The 15,204-nt window shown below is 38.4% G+C and carries 13 protein-coding genes; 5 read left to right on the top strand and 8 right to left on the bottom strand.

Features of this window, described 5'->3' with window-relative positions:
* Positions 1–93: 93 nt before the first annotated feature.
* The gene (locus tag H4K35_RS08915; RefSeq protein ID WP_182627143.1) at positions 94–2,124 is read left to right on the top strand and encodes a M3 family metallopeptidase; all 2,031 of its coding nucleotides are present in this window, start codon (positions 94–96) and stop codon (positions 2,122–2,124) included.
* A 298-nt stretch (positions 2,125–2,422) separates the two neighbouring features.
* On the opposite strand, the gene H4K35_RS08910 is transcribed toward H4K35_RS08915, so the two are convergent.
* Positions 2,423–3,028: a hypothetical protein gene (locus H4K35_RS08910; protein ID WP_182627141.1), complete on the bottom strand. Its 606-nt coding sequence runs from the start codon at positions 3,026–3,028 to the stop codon at positions 2,423–2,425.
* 89 nt (positions 3,029–3,117) lie between these two features.
* Entirely contained in the window at positions 3,118–3,990 is an 873-nt protein-coding gene (locus H4K35_RS08905) for a pirin family protein (protein WP_182627139.1), read from the bottom strand.
* A gap of 107 nt (positions 3,991–4,097) precedes the next feature.
* Between H4K35_RS08905 and H4K35_RS08900 the strand changes: the two genes are divergently transcribed.
* A complete protein-coding gene (locus H4K35_RS08900; RefSeq protein ID WP_182627137.1) occupies positions 4,098–4,241 on the top strand; it encodes a hypothetical protein in 144 nt (47 codons plus the stop codon).
* A 90-nt stretch (positions 4,242–4,331) separates the two neighbouring features.
* Here the strand turns inward: H4K35_RS08900 and H4K35_RS08895 are convergent, their stop codons facing one another.
* The 3 genes from H4K35_RS08895 to H4K35_RS08885 all read right to left on the bottom strand — a co-directional run bounded on the left by H4K35_RS08895 (position 4,332) and on the right by H4K35_RS08885 (position 6,778).
* On the bottom strand, positions 4,332–5,105 hold the full coding sequence (locus tag H4K35_RS08895; RefSeq protein WP_182627136.1) for an ABC transporter ATP-binding protein: 774 nt from the start codon (positions 5,103–5,105) through the stop codon (positions 4,332–4,334).
* 4 nt (positions 5,106–5,109) lie between these two features.
* The gene (locus H4K35_RS08890) at positions 5,110–5,856 is read right to left on the bottom strand and encodes an ABC transporter permease (RefSeq protein ID WP_182627134.1); all 747 of its coding nucleotides are present in this window, start codon (positions 5,854–5,856) and stop codon (positions 5,110–5,112) included.
* A gap of 67 nt (positions 5,857–5,923) precedes the next feature.
* Entirely contained in the window at positions 5,924–6,778 is an 855-nt protein-coding gene (locus tag H4K35_RS08885; protein WP_182627132.1) for a glycosyltransferase family A protein, read from the bottom strand.
* Between the two features lie 136 nt (positions 6,779–6,914).
* On the opposite strand from H4K35_RS08885, the gene H4K35_RS08880 reads away from it, so the two are divergent.
* The gene (locus H4K35_RS08880) at positions 6,915–8,384 is read left to right on the top strand and encodes a lipopolysaccharide biosynthesis protein (RefSeq protein WP_182627130.1); all 1,470 of its coding nucleotides are present in this window, start codon (positions 6,915–6,917) and stop codon (positions 8,382–8,384) included.
* Here the strand turns inward: H4K35_RS08880 and H4K35_RS08875 are convergent.
* The 3 genes from H4K35_RS08875 to H4K35_RS08865 all read right to left on the bottom strand — a co-directional run bounded on the left by H4K35_RS08875 (position 8,381) and on the right by H4K35_RS08865 (position 11,627).
* On the bottom strand, positions 8,381–9,292 hold the full coding sequence (locus tag H4K35_RS08875) for a DMT family transporter (protein ID WP_182627128.1): 912 nt from the start codon (positions 9,290–9,292) through the stop codon (positions 8,381–8,383). The two genes, H4K35_RS08880 and H4K35_RS08875, sit on opposite strands and share 4 nt — an antisense overlap.
* Before the next feature lie 119 nt (positions 9,293–9,411).
* Positions 9,412–10,608 carry an MFS transporter gene (locus H4K35_RS08870; protein WP_182627126.1) on the bottom strand — a complete coding sequence of 399 codons (1,197 nt, stop codon included), beginning with the start codon at positions 10,606–10,608 and terminating at the stop codon, positions 9,412–9,414.
* Between the two features lie 95 nt (positions 10,609–10,703).
* Entirely contained in the window at positions 10,704–11,627 is a 924-nt protein-coding gene (locus H4K35_RS08865) for an AraC family transcriptional regulator (RefSeq protein WP_182627124.1), read from the bottom strand.
* A gap of 1,405 nt (positions 11,628–13,032) precedes the next feature.
* On the opposite strand from H4K35_RS08865, the gene H4K35_RS08860 reads away from it, so the two are divergent.
* Both H4K35_RS08860 and H4K35_RS08855 read left to right on the top strand, forming a co-directional pair.
* Complete coding sequence (locus tag H4K35_RS08860) at positions 13,033–13,914, top strand: hypothetical protein (RefSeq protein ID WP_255492409.1); 882 nt, start codon at positions 13,033–13,035, stop codon at positions 13,912–13,914.
* Positions 13,911–15,191 carry a YcaO-like family protein gene (locus tag H4K35_RS08855; RefSeq protein ID WP_182627122.1) on the top strand — a complete coding sequence of 427 codons (1,281 nt, stop codon included), beginning with the start codon at positions 13,911–13,913 and terminating at the stop codon, positions 15,189–15,191. The genes H4K35_RS08860 and H4K35_RS08855 overlap by 4 nt, the downstream gene beginning before the upstream one ends.
* Positions 15,192–15,204: the final 13 nt, after the last annotated feature.

Below are 15,204 nucleotides of genomic sequence, written 5' to 3'. Positions count from 1 at the left end.
TTTTTATGGTAATAGGATGTTAAGACTTGCTATCCTGTGTCCAAACGCTGAATAAATTTGTATTTTTATAGAACAAATAAAAACTAGATCACTATGGCTATTTTTAGTAAACCATTTACTACAAAACACGGTACAGCACCATTCTCACAGATAAAAATTACGGATTATAAACCAGCATTTGATCAAGCAATTGCCCAATCAAAAGCGGATGTTGATGCGATTACTTCGAACCCAGCACCGGCTACTTTTGCCAATACAATAGAAGCTTTAGCTTTTTCGGGTATGGAACTCGATCGCTTGGCGAGTATTTTTTTCAATTTAAATTCGGCAGAAACCAACGATGAAATGCAACAGATTGCTCAAGAAGTAGCGCCTTTGCTTTCGGAATTGGGAAATGATATTTTGTTGAATGAAGCCCTATTTTTACGTGTTAAGAAGGTATATGATCAAATGGATCAAGTAAACTTGACAACGGAACAACAGACGCTGTTGACAAAAAACTACAAAAACTTTGTGCGCAACGGCGCTTTACTTTCTGATGAACAAAAGAATAGAGTTAGAGCAATTGATGCTGAATTGGCAACGACTGCACTAAAATTCGGTGAAAATGTATTGGCTGAAACCCATAACTATCAACTGCACCTGACCAATGAGGAAGATTTAAAAGGCTTGCCAGAGGGGGCTATTGAAGAGGCAGAGGCTTTGGCAAAACAAGAAGGTAAAGAAGGGTGGATCTTTCCGTTGGATTACCCAAGTTACCTTCCCTTTATGACCTATGCACAAAATAGAGCATTGCGCAAAGAATTGGCTATTGCTGCGGGAGCAAAAGCGTTTAAAGCTAACGAATACAACAATGAGGGGCATGTTTTAAAAATTGCTCAATTGAGACACGAACGTGCCAACATCTTAGGCTATGCTACACATGCAGATTTTGTGTTGGAAGAACGCATGGCAGAATCACCTGCCAAAGTAAATACCTTTTTAAACGATTTACTACAAAAAGCAAAACCAGCAGCTGCTAGTGAATTCGAAACATTAACTGCTTTTGCTAAAAAGCTTGACGGCATTGATCAATTGCAAAAATGGGACGGTAGTTACTATGCAGAAAAACTTAAACAAGAGCGCTTTAATTTAGATGATGAGGTGTTAAAACCATACTTCCAATTGGAACATGTGTTAGATGGCGCTTTTCAAGTAGCGGCTAAATTGTTCGGATTGCAGTTTACTGAAGTGTTTGATATTGACAAATACCACCAAGAAGTGCGTACGTTTGAGGTATGGGATGAAAAAGGAGAATTTGTCGCTGTCTTTTATACGGATTTCTTTCCGCGCAAAGGAAAGCGAAATGGCGCATGGATGACGTCCTTCAAAAATCAGTACATTTTGAATGGGGTTAATGAGCGTCCACATGTATCTATTGTTTGTAACTTCACCAAACCAACAGCTACAAAGCCCTCTTTGCTGACGTTTAACGAGGTTACTACTTTGTTTCACGAGTTTGGACATGCTTTGCACGGAATGTTGGCTAATACGACCTATCCTGCCTTATCAGGGACGAATGTGTATTGGGACTTTGTCGAGCTGCCAAGTCAGATTTTAGAAAATTGGTGTTACGAGAAAGAAACCTTGGAATTATTTGCCAAGCACTATCAAACAGGTGAAGTAATTCCGATGGAATATATCAATAAAATTAAAGAAAGTGCTTCCTTTTTAGAAGGGATGGCCACAGTACGTCAGTTGAGTTTTGGTCTTTTAGATATGGGGTGGCATGGACAAGATCCAACGAAGATTACCAATTTAAAGGCTTTTGAGTTGGAGCAATTTAAGGAAACGCAACAATACCCAGATGTAGCTGAAAACGCGATGAGTACTTCTTTTTCACATATTTTTCAAGGAGGATATTCTTCAGGATACTACAGCTATAAATGGGCGGAAGTTTTAGATGCGGATGCATTTGCTTATTTTCAAACAAAAGGTATTTTCAACAAGGAGGTAGCTAAAGCGTTTAAAGATGCTATTTTATCTCAAGGTGGTACAGATCATCCTATGACGTTGTACAAAAAATTTAGAGGACAAGAACCGATGCCTGAAGCATTATTGCGAAGAGCAGGGTTACTAGCATAGCATAAAATGAAAAAGAGTTCCAATTTAATTTGGAACTCTTTTTTTTCACACTTAACAACATCACTTTTCTTTTTTCAACTTATCTTCTCATCCACTAGGGAATTTACTTTTACTTTTGGAGGCCAATTAAAATACTCAGAATTTAACTAGCAGATTATCTTTTTAGGTTAAAAGGTTAATTCAAATATAGTTAAAAACTAATATATTAACAAATAAAAAAAGAAAAAATCATCTATTTTGAATTGAATCTTTTTTTGTTGAGGAATTAATATAAAAGTGAGGGGAAAATATAGGATTATCAAAAAAAACAAGCCTCTGAATAAATATATGCATCAAGGGTAGCGGGCAATTGTTTCGCTTTTTCGAGTTCTTCTTGTAGAAAAAGCATCGATTCTTCTTGATTTTCCGCAGGATTGTTTTTTAAATCCATTATTTCTTCCTGTAAATGCGTTATATTTTTATTTTTAATATCCTTTAACGTTTGTTCGGCTGCTTGTACCATTGTGTTAAAAGTTAATCCATGCACTTTTTTACAATAGGCAGCATGCCATTTGTCGAAATCGATATCATCATCTTCTGTATACAAGTCTATGGTTTCGGCTACTTGATTTGAAAGGATCTGAATGGCTTTTTGCAAGCGCAATTGATCTGCTTCATTTAGCATGTTCAATAAGGTTTCTTCAGAACTAGCATAAAGCGCTGGGGAAGTACCTATTAATTTAAAATCCTCTTGTTCTGCTGTTGTATGCTGCTCTTCTACAGCTGTGCTAGATACAGCTACCTGGTGTTGGGATGATACGGCTGTTTCCTTCTCTGTGCTTTTTTGTGAACAGCTCAAAAGACTTAGTGTGAACAACCCTAAAATTAAACGAATTCCACCTTGTTTAGCGATTATTTGACGCATATATTTTATTTACAAAAGTAAAATAATTCACATATTGAGAAAATAGTTGAATAAAAAAAGGTATTGCTGAACAACACCTTTTTTTGTAATTAATTCCAAGTTCCAAACTTCCCAGTATTAAAATCGTCAAATGCTTGTAGTAATTCTTCTTGTGTGTTCATTACGAAAGGGCCATAGTGAGCAATCGGTTCTTTGATTGGAAGCCCTGATAAGACTAATACAACAGCATCTTCGGTTACTTCTATGGTAAACTCTTCCCCATCGTGTGCCATCACGGCAACGTGATCTTGAAGCACAGCTCTGCCATTGACGTTAATTGTACCTTCTAAGACGAGCAACAGGGTGTTGTATTCCATAGGGAAGTCATAAGAAACCAATGCGCCTGTTTTGGCTTTTAGGTTAGACATATGAATAGGGGTGAAAGTGGAGGCAGGACCTTTAGCTCCTTTGTATTCTCCAGCAATTACTTCAACAAATCCCAAGTCGTGCTCCAATGGATATTGTGACATTTGTGCTTGTTCGATGGCTTGGTATTTCGGTGCTCCTTTTTTAGCTTCTGCGGGAAGGTTCACCCATAGTTGTACCATTTGAAATTCACCGCCTGTTTTACTCCACGTTGTTTCGTGAAACTCTTTGTGCAAAACTCCAGAAGCAGCAGTCATCCATTGTACATCGCCTTCGCCAATAATTCCTCCTCCTCCGCTACTGTCTCCGTGCTCTACTCTCCCTTTATAAGCAATAGTTACCGTTTCAAATCCTTTGTGTGGATGTACGCCTACCCCGCGTGGTATTTCACTGGGTCCAAAGTGGTATTTGGAGTTGTAGTCGAACATGATAAAAGGGTCCATGCGTTGCATACTCATGCCTGGAATACCTGGGATAAAATTGTGTACTCTGAAACCATCTCCTACAAAATGTGCAGGTCTTGGTGCTGCGATTTGTTCAATATTTTTTGTTTTCATATCCTTTTTATTTATACTCAAAGATACTTTGCCTACAGCGAAATACACTTAATCTAAAATAAGAAAGGTGAATGGTAAGTGGTGAAGGTGAGTGGTGAAGGTGAGTGGTGAACGAGCACCGAGCAACGAGCACCGAGCAACGAGCAACGAGCAACGAGCAACGAGCAACGAGCAACGAACAACGAACAACGAGTAAAGAGCAAAGAGCAAAGAGCAACGAGCAACGAACAACGAGCAACGAACAACCCTAGCAAAAAAAAAGAAGAACTGCTTATCACAGCAGTTCTTCTTTATATTGAAAATTTAATGTTCACTTATTTCCTATCACGTATAATTATCGCCTATTTACTAGACCCTAGGTGTCGGATTGCTTCGCGAACCATTTTAAACAGTTCAGAGGAGTAAACAAAATCGACAACATCTTCATTGTCTGTTTGTATAATTTCTTTATTTGTTCCTGACCAAGCTAATACGCCATTTTTTAGGAAGACAATGTGTTCTCCGATTTCCAATACGGAGTTCATGTCGTGGGTGTTAATTACAGTAGTGATATCGTATTCATGGGTAATTTCTTGGATGAGGTTGTCAATGACAATTGCCGTTTTAGGATCAAGTCCAGAGTTGGGTTCATCGCAAAACAAATACTTAGGATTATTTACAATGGCACGCGCAATGGCTACCCTTTTCTGCATTCCTCCAGATATTTCAGAAGGTTTCTTTTTGTTGGCATTAATTAGCTTTACGCGATCAATTACTTCATTGACGCGGTGCATGATTTCCTTGTCGCTTTTATTGGTAAACATGCGCATGGGAAAAGCGATATTTTCTTCTACTGTCATCGAGTCAAAAAGCGCACTCCCTTGAAATACCATTCCAATTTCGGTACGCAGATCGCGACGTTGATTTTTATTCATTTCGGCATAATCCCTTCCGTCAAATAGGATTTGTCCATTGTCATGGGCGTGAATACCTAAAAGAGTTTTTAGGAATACGGTTTTTCCAGAACCACTTTGGCCTATAATTAGGTTTGTTTTTCCTGTTTCAAATGTGGTTGTAATTCCCTTCAACACCTTTGAACCATTAAAAGACTTTTCTATGTTTGTTACTTCAATCATCTTGCTAATTACTTAAAAGGAGAGAGGTTAATATATAGTTGGTTAGGATAATAGCCACACTAGTCCAAACGAAGGCAGTAGTACTGGCTTTTCCTACTTCAAGTGCACCGCCTTTCATGTAGTACCCAAAGAAAGAGGGAATTGTTGCAAGTAAGAAACCAAAAAGCGTTGTTTTGATAAAAGCATACGTAATGTGAAAAGGAATAAACGTATCTTGTAGTCCTATGATAAATTGTTCAGAAGTTACAAAATTACCCATTACTCCTCCAAACCAACCGCCTAGAATACCTAAAAACATACTAATTCCAATAACGAATGGATAGAGTAAAACAGCTACCATTTTAGGGAATACAAGATAGTTTAGCGAGCTAACTCCCATTACTTCCAAGGCGTCAATTTGTTCAGTTACACGCATTGTACCAATACTAGAGGTGATAAAAGAGCCCATTTTTCCTGCCATAATGATGGAGATAAATGTAGGGGCAAATTCTAATATAACAGATTGCCTAGTGGCGAATCCAATCAGGTATTTTGGAATTAAAGGATTGGTTAAGTTTAAAGCGGTTTGAATCGCAACAACACCACCAACGAAAAAAGATAAAAAGCACACAATACCCAAAGAACCTATGATTAAATCGTCTATTTCTTTGAAGATTAGCTCCTTCATTACTTTCCATTTGGTCATTTTGCTAAAAATTTCTTTCAGCATAATAAAGTATTGACCAATATTTGTTAATCCAGTTTTTATCATAAAAAATAAATATCGGCTAAATTACCAATTACAAATGATTTTTTAGGTTTATAAATCTAAAAAAGTACTAAAACAGCTTGGACTTTATTTTGATCCATCGGTATTGGCGAATAAATTTGCCTTGTTTTTGGTTGACTAAAAATGGCATTTTCTTTGCTTTTGCTATAAAATAGCCTCGGATATAATCGAGGCAGAGCAGGGGTTTCTTTTTTCTCATGGCTAGTTTTAGACTGGCGATGAGGGTTAGGGTTAATCCGTAGTGTAAGCGGTAGAAAGCTTCTCCTTGTTTATAACGTGCTGTTTTGTCGTATTGGGCGCCGGTGGGTTTTAAGTGTTTGATTTGTAAGTCTTGGCGTACGCAAATTTCCCACTGATAATAGCGACAGAGCAATTCATCTACGGTATCCCATCCCATAGCAGGTTGGAGTCCGCCGATTTGCTCAAAGCACGCTTTTCGATACGCTTTAAATGCTCCGCGGATGTGATCTTTATCGGTAAGATTTTCGACAATCCACTGCTTGTCTTTTTCGATTAAAGCCACACCACCAGCCATTCCTAATTGTTTATTTTGCTGAAATTCGACAGCGATTGCTTCAAAATAATGTTGCGGCAGTATTAAATCAGCGTCTAGTTTTACTATAAAATCATAGGTAAGAGTCTCGGGAAGTTGCGTCAACCCATAGTTGAAGGCTTGAATTACTTTACTCCCAGGCAAGTGTATGGCTTGAGAGGTTTTGGTACACAGGTGTAACCACGGATATTGTTGAGTCAGTTGGGCTACAAGGGCTGCCGTTTGATCCGTAGAACCGTCGTTTATCACCAATGCCCATGTTGGAAGAAGCGTTTGTGCAGCTAAACTCTGCAAGGTTTTTTCGATATAATTTGCTTCATTATAAGCGGGAATAAGTACGATATACTTCATGGAATTATACATTTACAGGCACAATATCGAAGGAAAAACGATCATCCTCGAACCAAACACACAAAAATATAAAAAAATGTAGTTGTGCATCGAATAGCCAGTATATTTGTAGATTAGAATCAAAGAAACACGTATCATGGGGAATGGTATTTCAACCAAGCAAGCTTTTTTATTTACGCTAATTAATTATTTAGGGGTATTGATAGGCGTTGTTTCAACGGTTTTAATCTATCCCCAAGACAAAGAAATGCTGGGAATTATTCGATTTGTCGATGCCTGTGCCCAGATTATGTATCCCATTATTGTATTGGGAAGTACCCATGCATTAATTAATTTTTACCCTCAGTTGACAGAAAAATTACAGCATAAACTCTTCAGTTACAGCCTTGTTTCTTTAGCGAAATTGACGGGTTGGGTGGGACTTTCCCTGGTTGTGCTTTACTTTTTCTACAAAGACTCCTCCTTTACATACGTGGCATTTGCCTTTCCATTGGCGATTGCTATGGCGTATATCGAACTGTTTCGCAGGCAAGCTACAAATCTGCAAAAAATTTCCTTTCCTACTTTTTTTGAGAAAATAATTCCCAAAATAGCACTTCCTACAATTTTTATCCTCGCGATTTACACCTCGATGACCATTGATCAAGGGTTGGTGTGGTATATTGTTAGTTATGTGGTTATTACTGCAGTAATCGGAGGCTATATTTACAAACTATATCCCTATGCGATTCACAAGAACTACGATGATTTGTTTGATCAAGTCAAGAAGAAGCAGTACTATGCCTATAGTTTGTTTGCCTTTGCAGGGAGTTTTGGATCTTTTTTTGCCTTTCGCGTAGACTCGTTGATGATTCCATCCTTTATTTCTTATGAAGCCAACGGAACGTATAATATTGGTGTTACACTTGCCTCAACACTAGCAATTCCAGCAACAGGTGTGTTTGCCTTATATGCACCAGTGATTTCGGATCTTATCAAACAAGGCCAGCTTAAAAAACTCAATGAAAAGTATAAAGAAGTGGCTCGGGTGATGTTTTTTATCGGCATGTTGTTGTTTTCTTGTGTAGCTGTAGGAATCGAATCATTGTTTCGATTGTTGCCCACTTATGATAAACTAGCTCCCTCAATTCCCATCATCTATTTATTGGGGATAAATGGGGTTCTGAATATGTCTACGGGATTTAATTCGGAAATTATCTCCTATTCCAAATACTATCGCTTTAATCTGATTGCGATTCTCCTGTTAATGGTGTTGAATGTTGGAATGAATCTTTGGTTCTTAACCCAGACGAGTTACGGAATCTTTGGTGTTGGTTTGGCATCGCTCATCTCGCTCACCTTGTTTAACTTAGGGAAGATGTTCTTTATTTACATCAAGATGAGACTTTGGCCGTTTGATTGGCAGTTTGCCAAACTATTCGCAAGCATGATCTTGATGCTAGGCGTAGGGTTTTATCTTCCTGAAATGGGAACCAATTACTTGTTAACGCTAGTTTTTCGCGTTGGATTTATCTTGATTTTTGGGGGAGTACTCATCTTTAGAACTAGCTGGTTGGTCTTGGTTCAACAGCGCTTGCTCGCTGTGATCAAGCACTATTGGTCTTAACTTTCCGGTATTTCTTTTTTCTTGATTTTAGTCAGAAGTAAGATTGTAAAGATAATACAGCTGCTGCCCAACCAATCCAGCCATTCAAACTCAACGCCAAAGTAAAACACAGCGATTAAGGTTGCGGATAAAGGCTCGGCACAAGCGAGTAAACTTGCGCGTTGGGGACCGATGTTATTGATGGCATCTAAGAAGATATAGAAGGAAATTAAGGTGCCAAATAAGATGATGAAACCAACAGCCCAAAAGGTTTCCATATCCCAAATACCTGGAGATTGCATCGGAGGATAAACAAGGGCTATGCCTGTTCCAGCAAGTAACATACTCCAACCAATAATGACAATAGGACTGTATTCTTTCAATAAATGCACCGGTAAAACAGTATAAGCCGCCAAGGCAATAGCAGAAATAATTCCCCAAATTAATGCAGTAGGGGTAATGGTCAAGCTGTTTATATCCCCATGGGTAACGAGTAAGAAGGTACCTAACATCGCCAGACCAATGGCAAGTATTTCAATGGGTTTTGGCCATTTTTTTAGACGGATTGCCAAGTATATTGCAATAAAAACAGGACCGATATATTGAAGCACTGTTGCTGTTGCTGCATTGGAGTGAAAAATGGTAATAAAGTAGGAGTATTGAACCATTAACATCCCGAAGAAACTGAAGACGACAAGCTGAACGGCGTATTTTTTATTTTTCCAAAGATGCCAAACGTCTTTATCGCCTTTTATAATTCCCAGTGCGAGCATAATCGATCCAGAAATTAATAGGCGAACGGTAACTAACCATTCGGCATTGAAATTTTTCTCATTGAATAAGAACTGAGCAAATGCTCCTGAAACACCCCAAAGGGCAGCAGCAAAAATAGCCGCTGAAAAACCTAGAAACTTGTTGTTTAGTCCCATAATAGGCAATACAGATTGTTAAACTACTAAAACCGCTTAGCCTGTGATAGAGTCATCTAGGGCTAAGCGGGTGCAAAGGTACGTATTTCACTGGAGAATGAGTTGTTTTTTCCTATGGACTATTGTGTTTTTTTGTTGAGGTGAACGACGTATAAAATCAAGCATAACAAGCATAAAATCATCACGCTATAGCGGGATGTGAGTTGGAATGGAGTGTCAATTGCCCCAGATGATGAAATAACAAAGCTCGTAAACGAAGTAATTACGTAGGTTAATCCGCCCATTAGTCCGCCTGCAGTTCCAGAGTTGTTGGGGAAAGCGAGCATTGTGGTCGTGAAAAAATTGTTGAATAAAGTACCCGAACAGATGTGGATGAAGAATAAACCCATCATCAACAGATACAAATTCTCAACGTAATAGCTCACTGCTAGCAAGGCGACTACCAAGGCAAGCTGAACGAAAATTGGACGCGTTGTGCGCTGTTGGAAAGACAGGTGCATTCGCTTTTTGCCAATGATTCCTCCTAACATCCACGAAAACCCCAACAAGAGCGTGCAATAGCCAATGACAATGGCATTTTGATTGAAGGTGTTTTCTATAATAAAAGGACCAGCAATATTGAAGATCATTACGATGGAATAACTCATTCCCAAGATGCAAATGCCCAGGATAAAGTTTTGATTGCTCAACATGATTTTATATAGCTGTAAAGTTTGACTCAAGTTGAATTTTTTCTTTTCAGCAATACTTTCTCCACTGATGAGTAGATCGAGGATAAACAGAACGACAGCATAGATAGAGAGGAAGTAAAAGTTGGCATGCCAAGAAAAAAGTGCATCGAGATAACCGCCTAAAAAGGGCGCTAGAATAGGACCACAGGACCAGACGACAGTAAAGTAACTCAGGTAGTGAATGCGTTGTTGTTCTTCATAAATATCCATAAAAATGGCACGGGTCGCTACCACTAAGATAGAGATTGCGATTCCCTGAACGACGCGCAAGAGGCAAATCAAAAAAATGTCGTTTGTAAGGGCAATAAGCGTACTGGATAGTGCTATGAATAACAAGGCAATAAGACGAGGTCTATATCGACCAATACTGTCTAGAATACTTCCGACAAAGAGCTGAGAAATTCCGTAGCTCAACAAATAACAGGTTAAGGTTAGCTGAACTTCTTTTTCTGTAATTGCCAAATCACTGGCCATGGACGGAAAAGAAGGCAAATAGATATCCGTTACAAATCCAGATAGAGGAATTGAACTAAAAGCTAAGATTGTTGCTAGCTTTTTTCTTTGGTTTGTAGCTTCTCTAAGCATAAGTGAATTGTTGTTTTAAGGCTACAAAAGTAAAAGAAGGGCGGTTGCACTACCTTAAAAAAGGCAAAGGTATAATTGTATTAATCAAAGAATTTTTAAAATTGATTTCGAAATTGCAAGGGCGTCATATGCACGTGTTTTTTGAAAAAGTGCGTAAAGTGTGAAGGTTGGTCAAATCCGAGGGTATAACCAACTTGCGCAATGTCCCAATCGGTATTGATTAGCAGATTTTTGGCTTCCAATAGCAGGCGATCGATCAAGTGTTGGGAGGTTGTTTTTCCCGTTGCTGATTTAATGGAGGCATTTAAGTGATTGACGTGCACATTGAGCTTGTTTGCGTAGTCAATAGGTCGACGTAGGGCAAGAGGATAGGCAGGGGAATCTAAGGGGAATTGTTTATTTAGCAATTGGTCAAATAAGCGAAATAGGCGCATAGAAGCATTTTGATCTTCTAGGGCAATATCCTCTACTTTTAGCTGTAGGGCTTGATGCAGCAATAAGGCTAGCAGGTTTCGGATAACCTCGTATTTCAACGGGTAGTTGGATTGTGCCATCGCGTACATTTGCTGAAAATAAGTGTGAGCAAGAGCTAATTCGTCTGGGGAAAGGAAAATTAAAGGCTTGCCCCATTCTTTGAATAAGGATGTTTTTTTAAACGACTCTAAGCTTCTGTTTTCGGTAAAGAATTCATAGTTGAACAGACAGAAAAAACCTTCTTGTTTTTTTTCAATACACGTCCATGAGTAGGGAGTGGTTGGGCATGGAAGAAACAAGGCTGGTTGATTTATATGAATCGCATGCGAACCGTAGTGCAAGGTTCCACAACCGATAATCAAACCAACTTTGTAAAAGTCTCGTCGATTGTAAGGAGTAGTGAAACTGCAGTATTTGCGCATATTGATATTAAAATGAGACGCTCCAGTTTTGTACTCTCGAATGTTAAAAGCATAGTGTTCCGAAAGCGAATTGGAGGATCGTTCTTTGTAATAATCGGCAATGGTTTCTAAATCTTTACTCATGAAGTTGGCGTGTAAAAAGTAGCTGCAAAATTATAAAAATCAAATAAATAAAACAGCTATTCTAGGTTGAAAAGAAACGAAAAGAAGGCGTGTTTTTTGTAAAAAGAGCTTTTGTGGAAGTGAAAGTGTGGGGAGGCTATAGCTTTTGAACGAAGGATACAAGAAGAAAGCGCTATGAAATGGGTAAGGAAAGGATGAAAGTAAAAAGTGGAGATTATGAACTTTTTTTTTAACGGAGTATATATTTTGTTCGTAAAGCGATTGTTTAGGTAAAATATCGTTTTTTGTGATTAAAAGGTTGTTATTTTAGTGTTTTGGGTGTTAAAAAATCGTATGGATTGCCTTCTAATGTTTGCTACTTCACGCTTTTAGTCATGTTTATTCAACGGATAGCGTAAAAGTGGAATGTTTTTTGCTGTTGAAATAATGAGGAAGTAATGAGAATTTTTTTATGAAAGGAACGCACTACATAGAACAAAGTTGTGTTACTGCCATTTTCAAGTAAAGGAGTAATTAATTTCAATTTTTTTCAAATGGATAAGTTAGTTAAAGGTTTAGTGCTGTTGACTACCATCGCACTCATATTGAACCTATTTGATTTTTTTGTTTATGATCATGCTAATTGGATATGCTACGCTTTGTTGATCTTCAGCGGTGTATATTTTATTGTGCGGAAGTACCGATTGCGCAATGAGGAAAATTAACGGTTTGCGGTGAACTGTTTAGCAGTTAGAACCGGATAAACATATATAATTCAAATAATTGTATTCTTTTTCATTAAAAGATCATGTTTTTTTGCATCCTTTTGTTTTGGTGTAAAAAATTATACTTATTTTTATTCTGTTGCCTTGGTAAAAACACACATCTCCCATTTTGTTTTACCTATTTAAAAGAGCAATAGTTTGATGTCCTAAGACAAATTTATACCCTATAGTTACTAAATAGCAAAGCTGATGTAGTTGCCTTGACACGTGTTATGCATTAGTTTTATTCTCCCATTTTGCTATTTCTATAGGCATTATACAATCTTATTTTTTAATTCAACTGGTCTTGCTAGTTCTGCATGTCTAGTGCGATATAGCAGCCGTTGATTGACGATCTTATATGGATAGATCAGCCATTCGCGAAGGCTTATCTATATATTTTCTTGATCGAGAATAGACCGCATATATCGAGTAATGTCTCAAAACTTGACTCGTATTATTAAACTTAATTTTAATGCAAATGAAAGAATTACAACTTACCATTGAAACGATTGAAACGAAAGAGGTTTCATCTTTAGCAATTTCAGTTCCAACCTCCGTAACAGATATTTATGCTTGTTGCAGCTGTTGCTGTTGTTGCTAATACTAACGCTAGTGATACCTATCCATGGGCTAGGTATTGCTAGTTTTTAACCTATACAATGATGAACACAACGAAATGGAAAATTATTCAGGTCAATCCCGAGGAGTATGTCTTGCTTTCAGACTCGTCGACGATAAAAAAAATAAAGGGACAACAGGCTTGCGACTTGATTGCTGTATTGCGCGCCGTACAAGAAAAAAACTCCATTGATTCCCTGGTATTGGATCGCTGTCTTTCTTTTTTACAACAAGATAGAAAAGAGGATTTGCTTTCTTGGCTGATAGAAAATGAACTTATTGCACCTCACACTATAAAACAAGAATCTTATTTCATCGATATTATTGGCGAATTTGGGCATGACTTACAAGGGATATCTGCATTTGTCGCGGGCTTACCTGAGTCGATTTGCGTGTCTAATCTCTATAATTTATCGGATACGCCTTGCCCTGATTTCGATGAAGCGAGCGACAACAAAGCTCTCACACTTTTGATTGGGCCTTATTTTTACAATGCATCAACTGTTGCAAAAATCAGTGCCCTTCAGAAGAACGTGTCTACAGACTTTTTATTTGTGGAGTTTTATGCGAATGGAATGTTGATAGGTCCTTTAATGAACAGCGCTAAAGATACGGTTTGCCTGAGTTGCGTAGAAACGAGAAAGCTCTTTAATGCACTCAATCCCGAAGTGCTAATGGAACAAATCTGGGAGCAAGAACGAATACAGGATCACGTGATCTCGGTATTTGACATTGGTTCGTTTGGGGTGTACTCTTCCTTTGTGTACAACGAACTAAAGAAAGTGTTGTTCCGCAATAATAAAACGCTCTACAACAAGGCCACGTTTATCGATTTCAATCGATACAACAACCAGTTCTTTCGCGTGTTGAAATCGCCCTCCTGTTCGATTTGTAGTAACTTAGCACTTTATAATCCTTTATGATTCGCGCATTACACGGGGAGTTGGGGTTTTTGAATAAACCCGAACTACAAATAGCTCGCAATTTGTATTTGCCGGCTTCTTTACACGAAAGTGTGTGCTTTTCGGATCATTTATTCGTGATGAACAACAAGCGGGAATCAATCTCTGGTGGAGGAATAGCCTTCGATAAAGATCAAGCTTCTGTAGCAGCATTGGGCGAATACTTGGAGCGATATGCCTCTAGTTTTCAGTTAAAAGGCGCGTTGATTCACGGGACTTATAGAGCGTTAAAAGAACAGTACACCTGTTATCCACCCAATCGGATAACTTATTTTTCTGAGGAACAATATGGCGCATCACAATTCGCGTTAAAACGCTTAACGGAAAGCTGTGCCACCCACTGGATTCAAGGAGAAAACTACCTGACCCAAGAGGAAATGCTGTTGCCCTTTTTTATGGCTAATGTCGAAAATGTACAAGGCGACGGGCTGTATCACAAAAATACTTCCACGGGAACTGCTTGTCATACCAATCGTAGCACAGCTATTGAAGGTGGCCTATTGGAGTGTATTGAACGCGATGGATTTGCCAAGTTCTGGTATTTTCAACGCCAGAAGAAATACAAAAAGTACAGCCAAGCGTTTCTCCTCAACCATTTTAAAGCCGATGGAAGGATTCGGCAATTGTTCGAGAATAAACGGGTAAAGATCGTTACTTATGACTGTAGTGATGACGCCTTTTGCCCGACGTTTGTCGTGTTTATTTTATTTAAAAAAAGAGGTAAAGTTTACCAAAGTATTGGGGCTGCTTCGCGTTTAGATAAAAAAGAAGCACTGATAAAAGCAGTCGTGGAGGCGTATCAAGGGATTGAATATACGGAAGTTGCCTGTGAGAAGTTCCGAAATATCTTGTCTAGAGAGAAAATAAGCGCGTTTGATTTTTCAGAGATCGATTCGTTTAAAAAGCATTTCGCCTTGTATAATCTGTATCCCGAATTGGCTCATTTCGTTCCTCTGCTTTCAGATGTTCTTAGCGATGAGCACTATGCGACAACTTGGGAGGAAAAACACCCCCATCATCTGCAAGATCTGACAGCAACAGAACTGGTAAAAAAGGGAATCTCTGAGGTTTACATCGCTCATTTGAGCACGGTGGATACTTTACAGTTGGGATTTGAGGTCATTAAAGTCATTACCCCTCAACTCAATCTATTGACAGGGGATTTCAATTATCCTTATCTCGGGCTATTCGATCCAAATGAAGATTTATTTACTGATTTTCCACATCCATTTCCTTAATACAAAGTCTGTT

This window comes from Myroides sp. NP-2, from assembly GCF_014145665.1.
GTDB lineage: Bacteria > Bacteroidota > Bacteroidia > Flavobacteriales > Flavobacteriaceae > Flavobacterium.
This window is presented reverse-complemented; position numbering and strand designations above follow the sequence as displayed.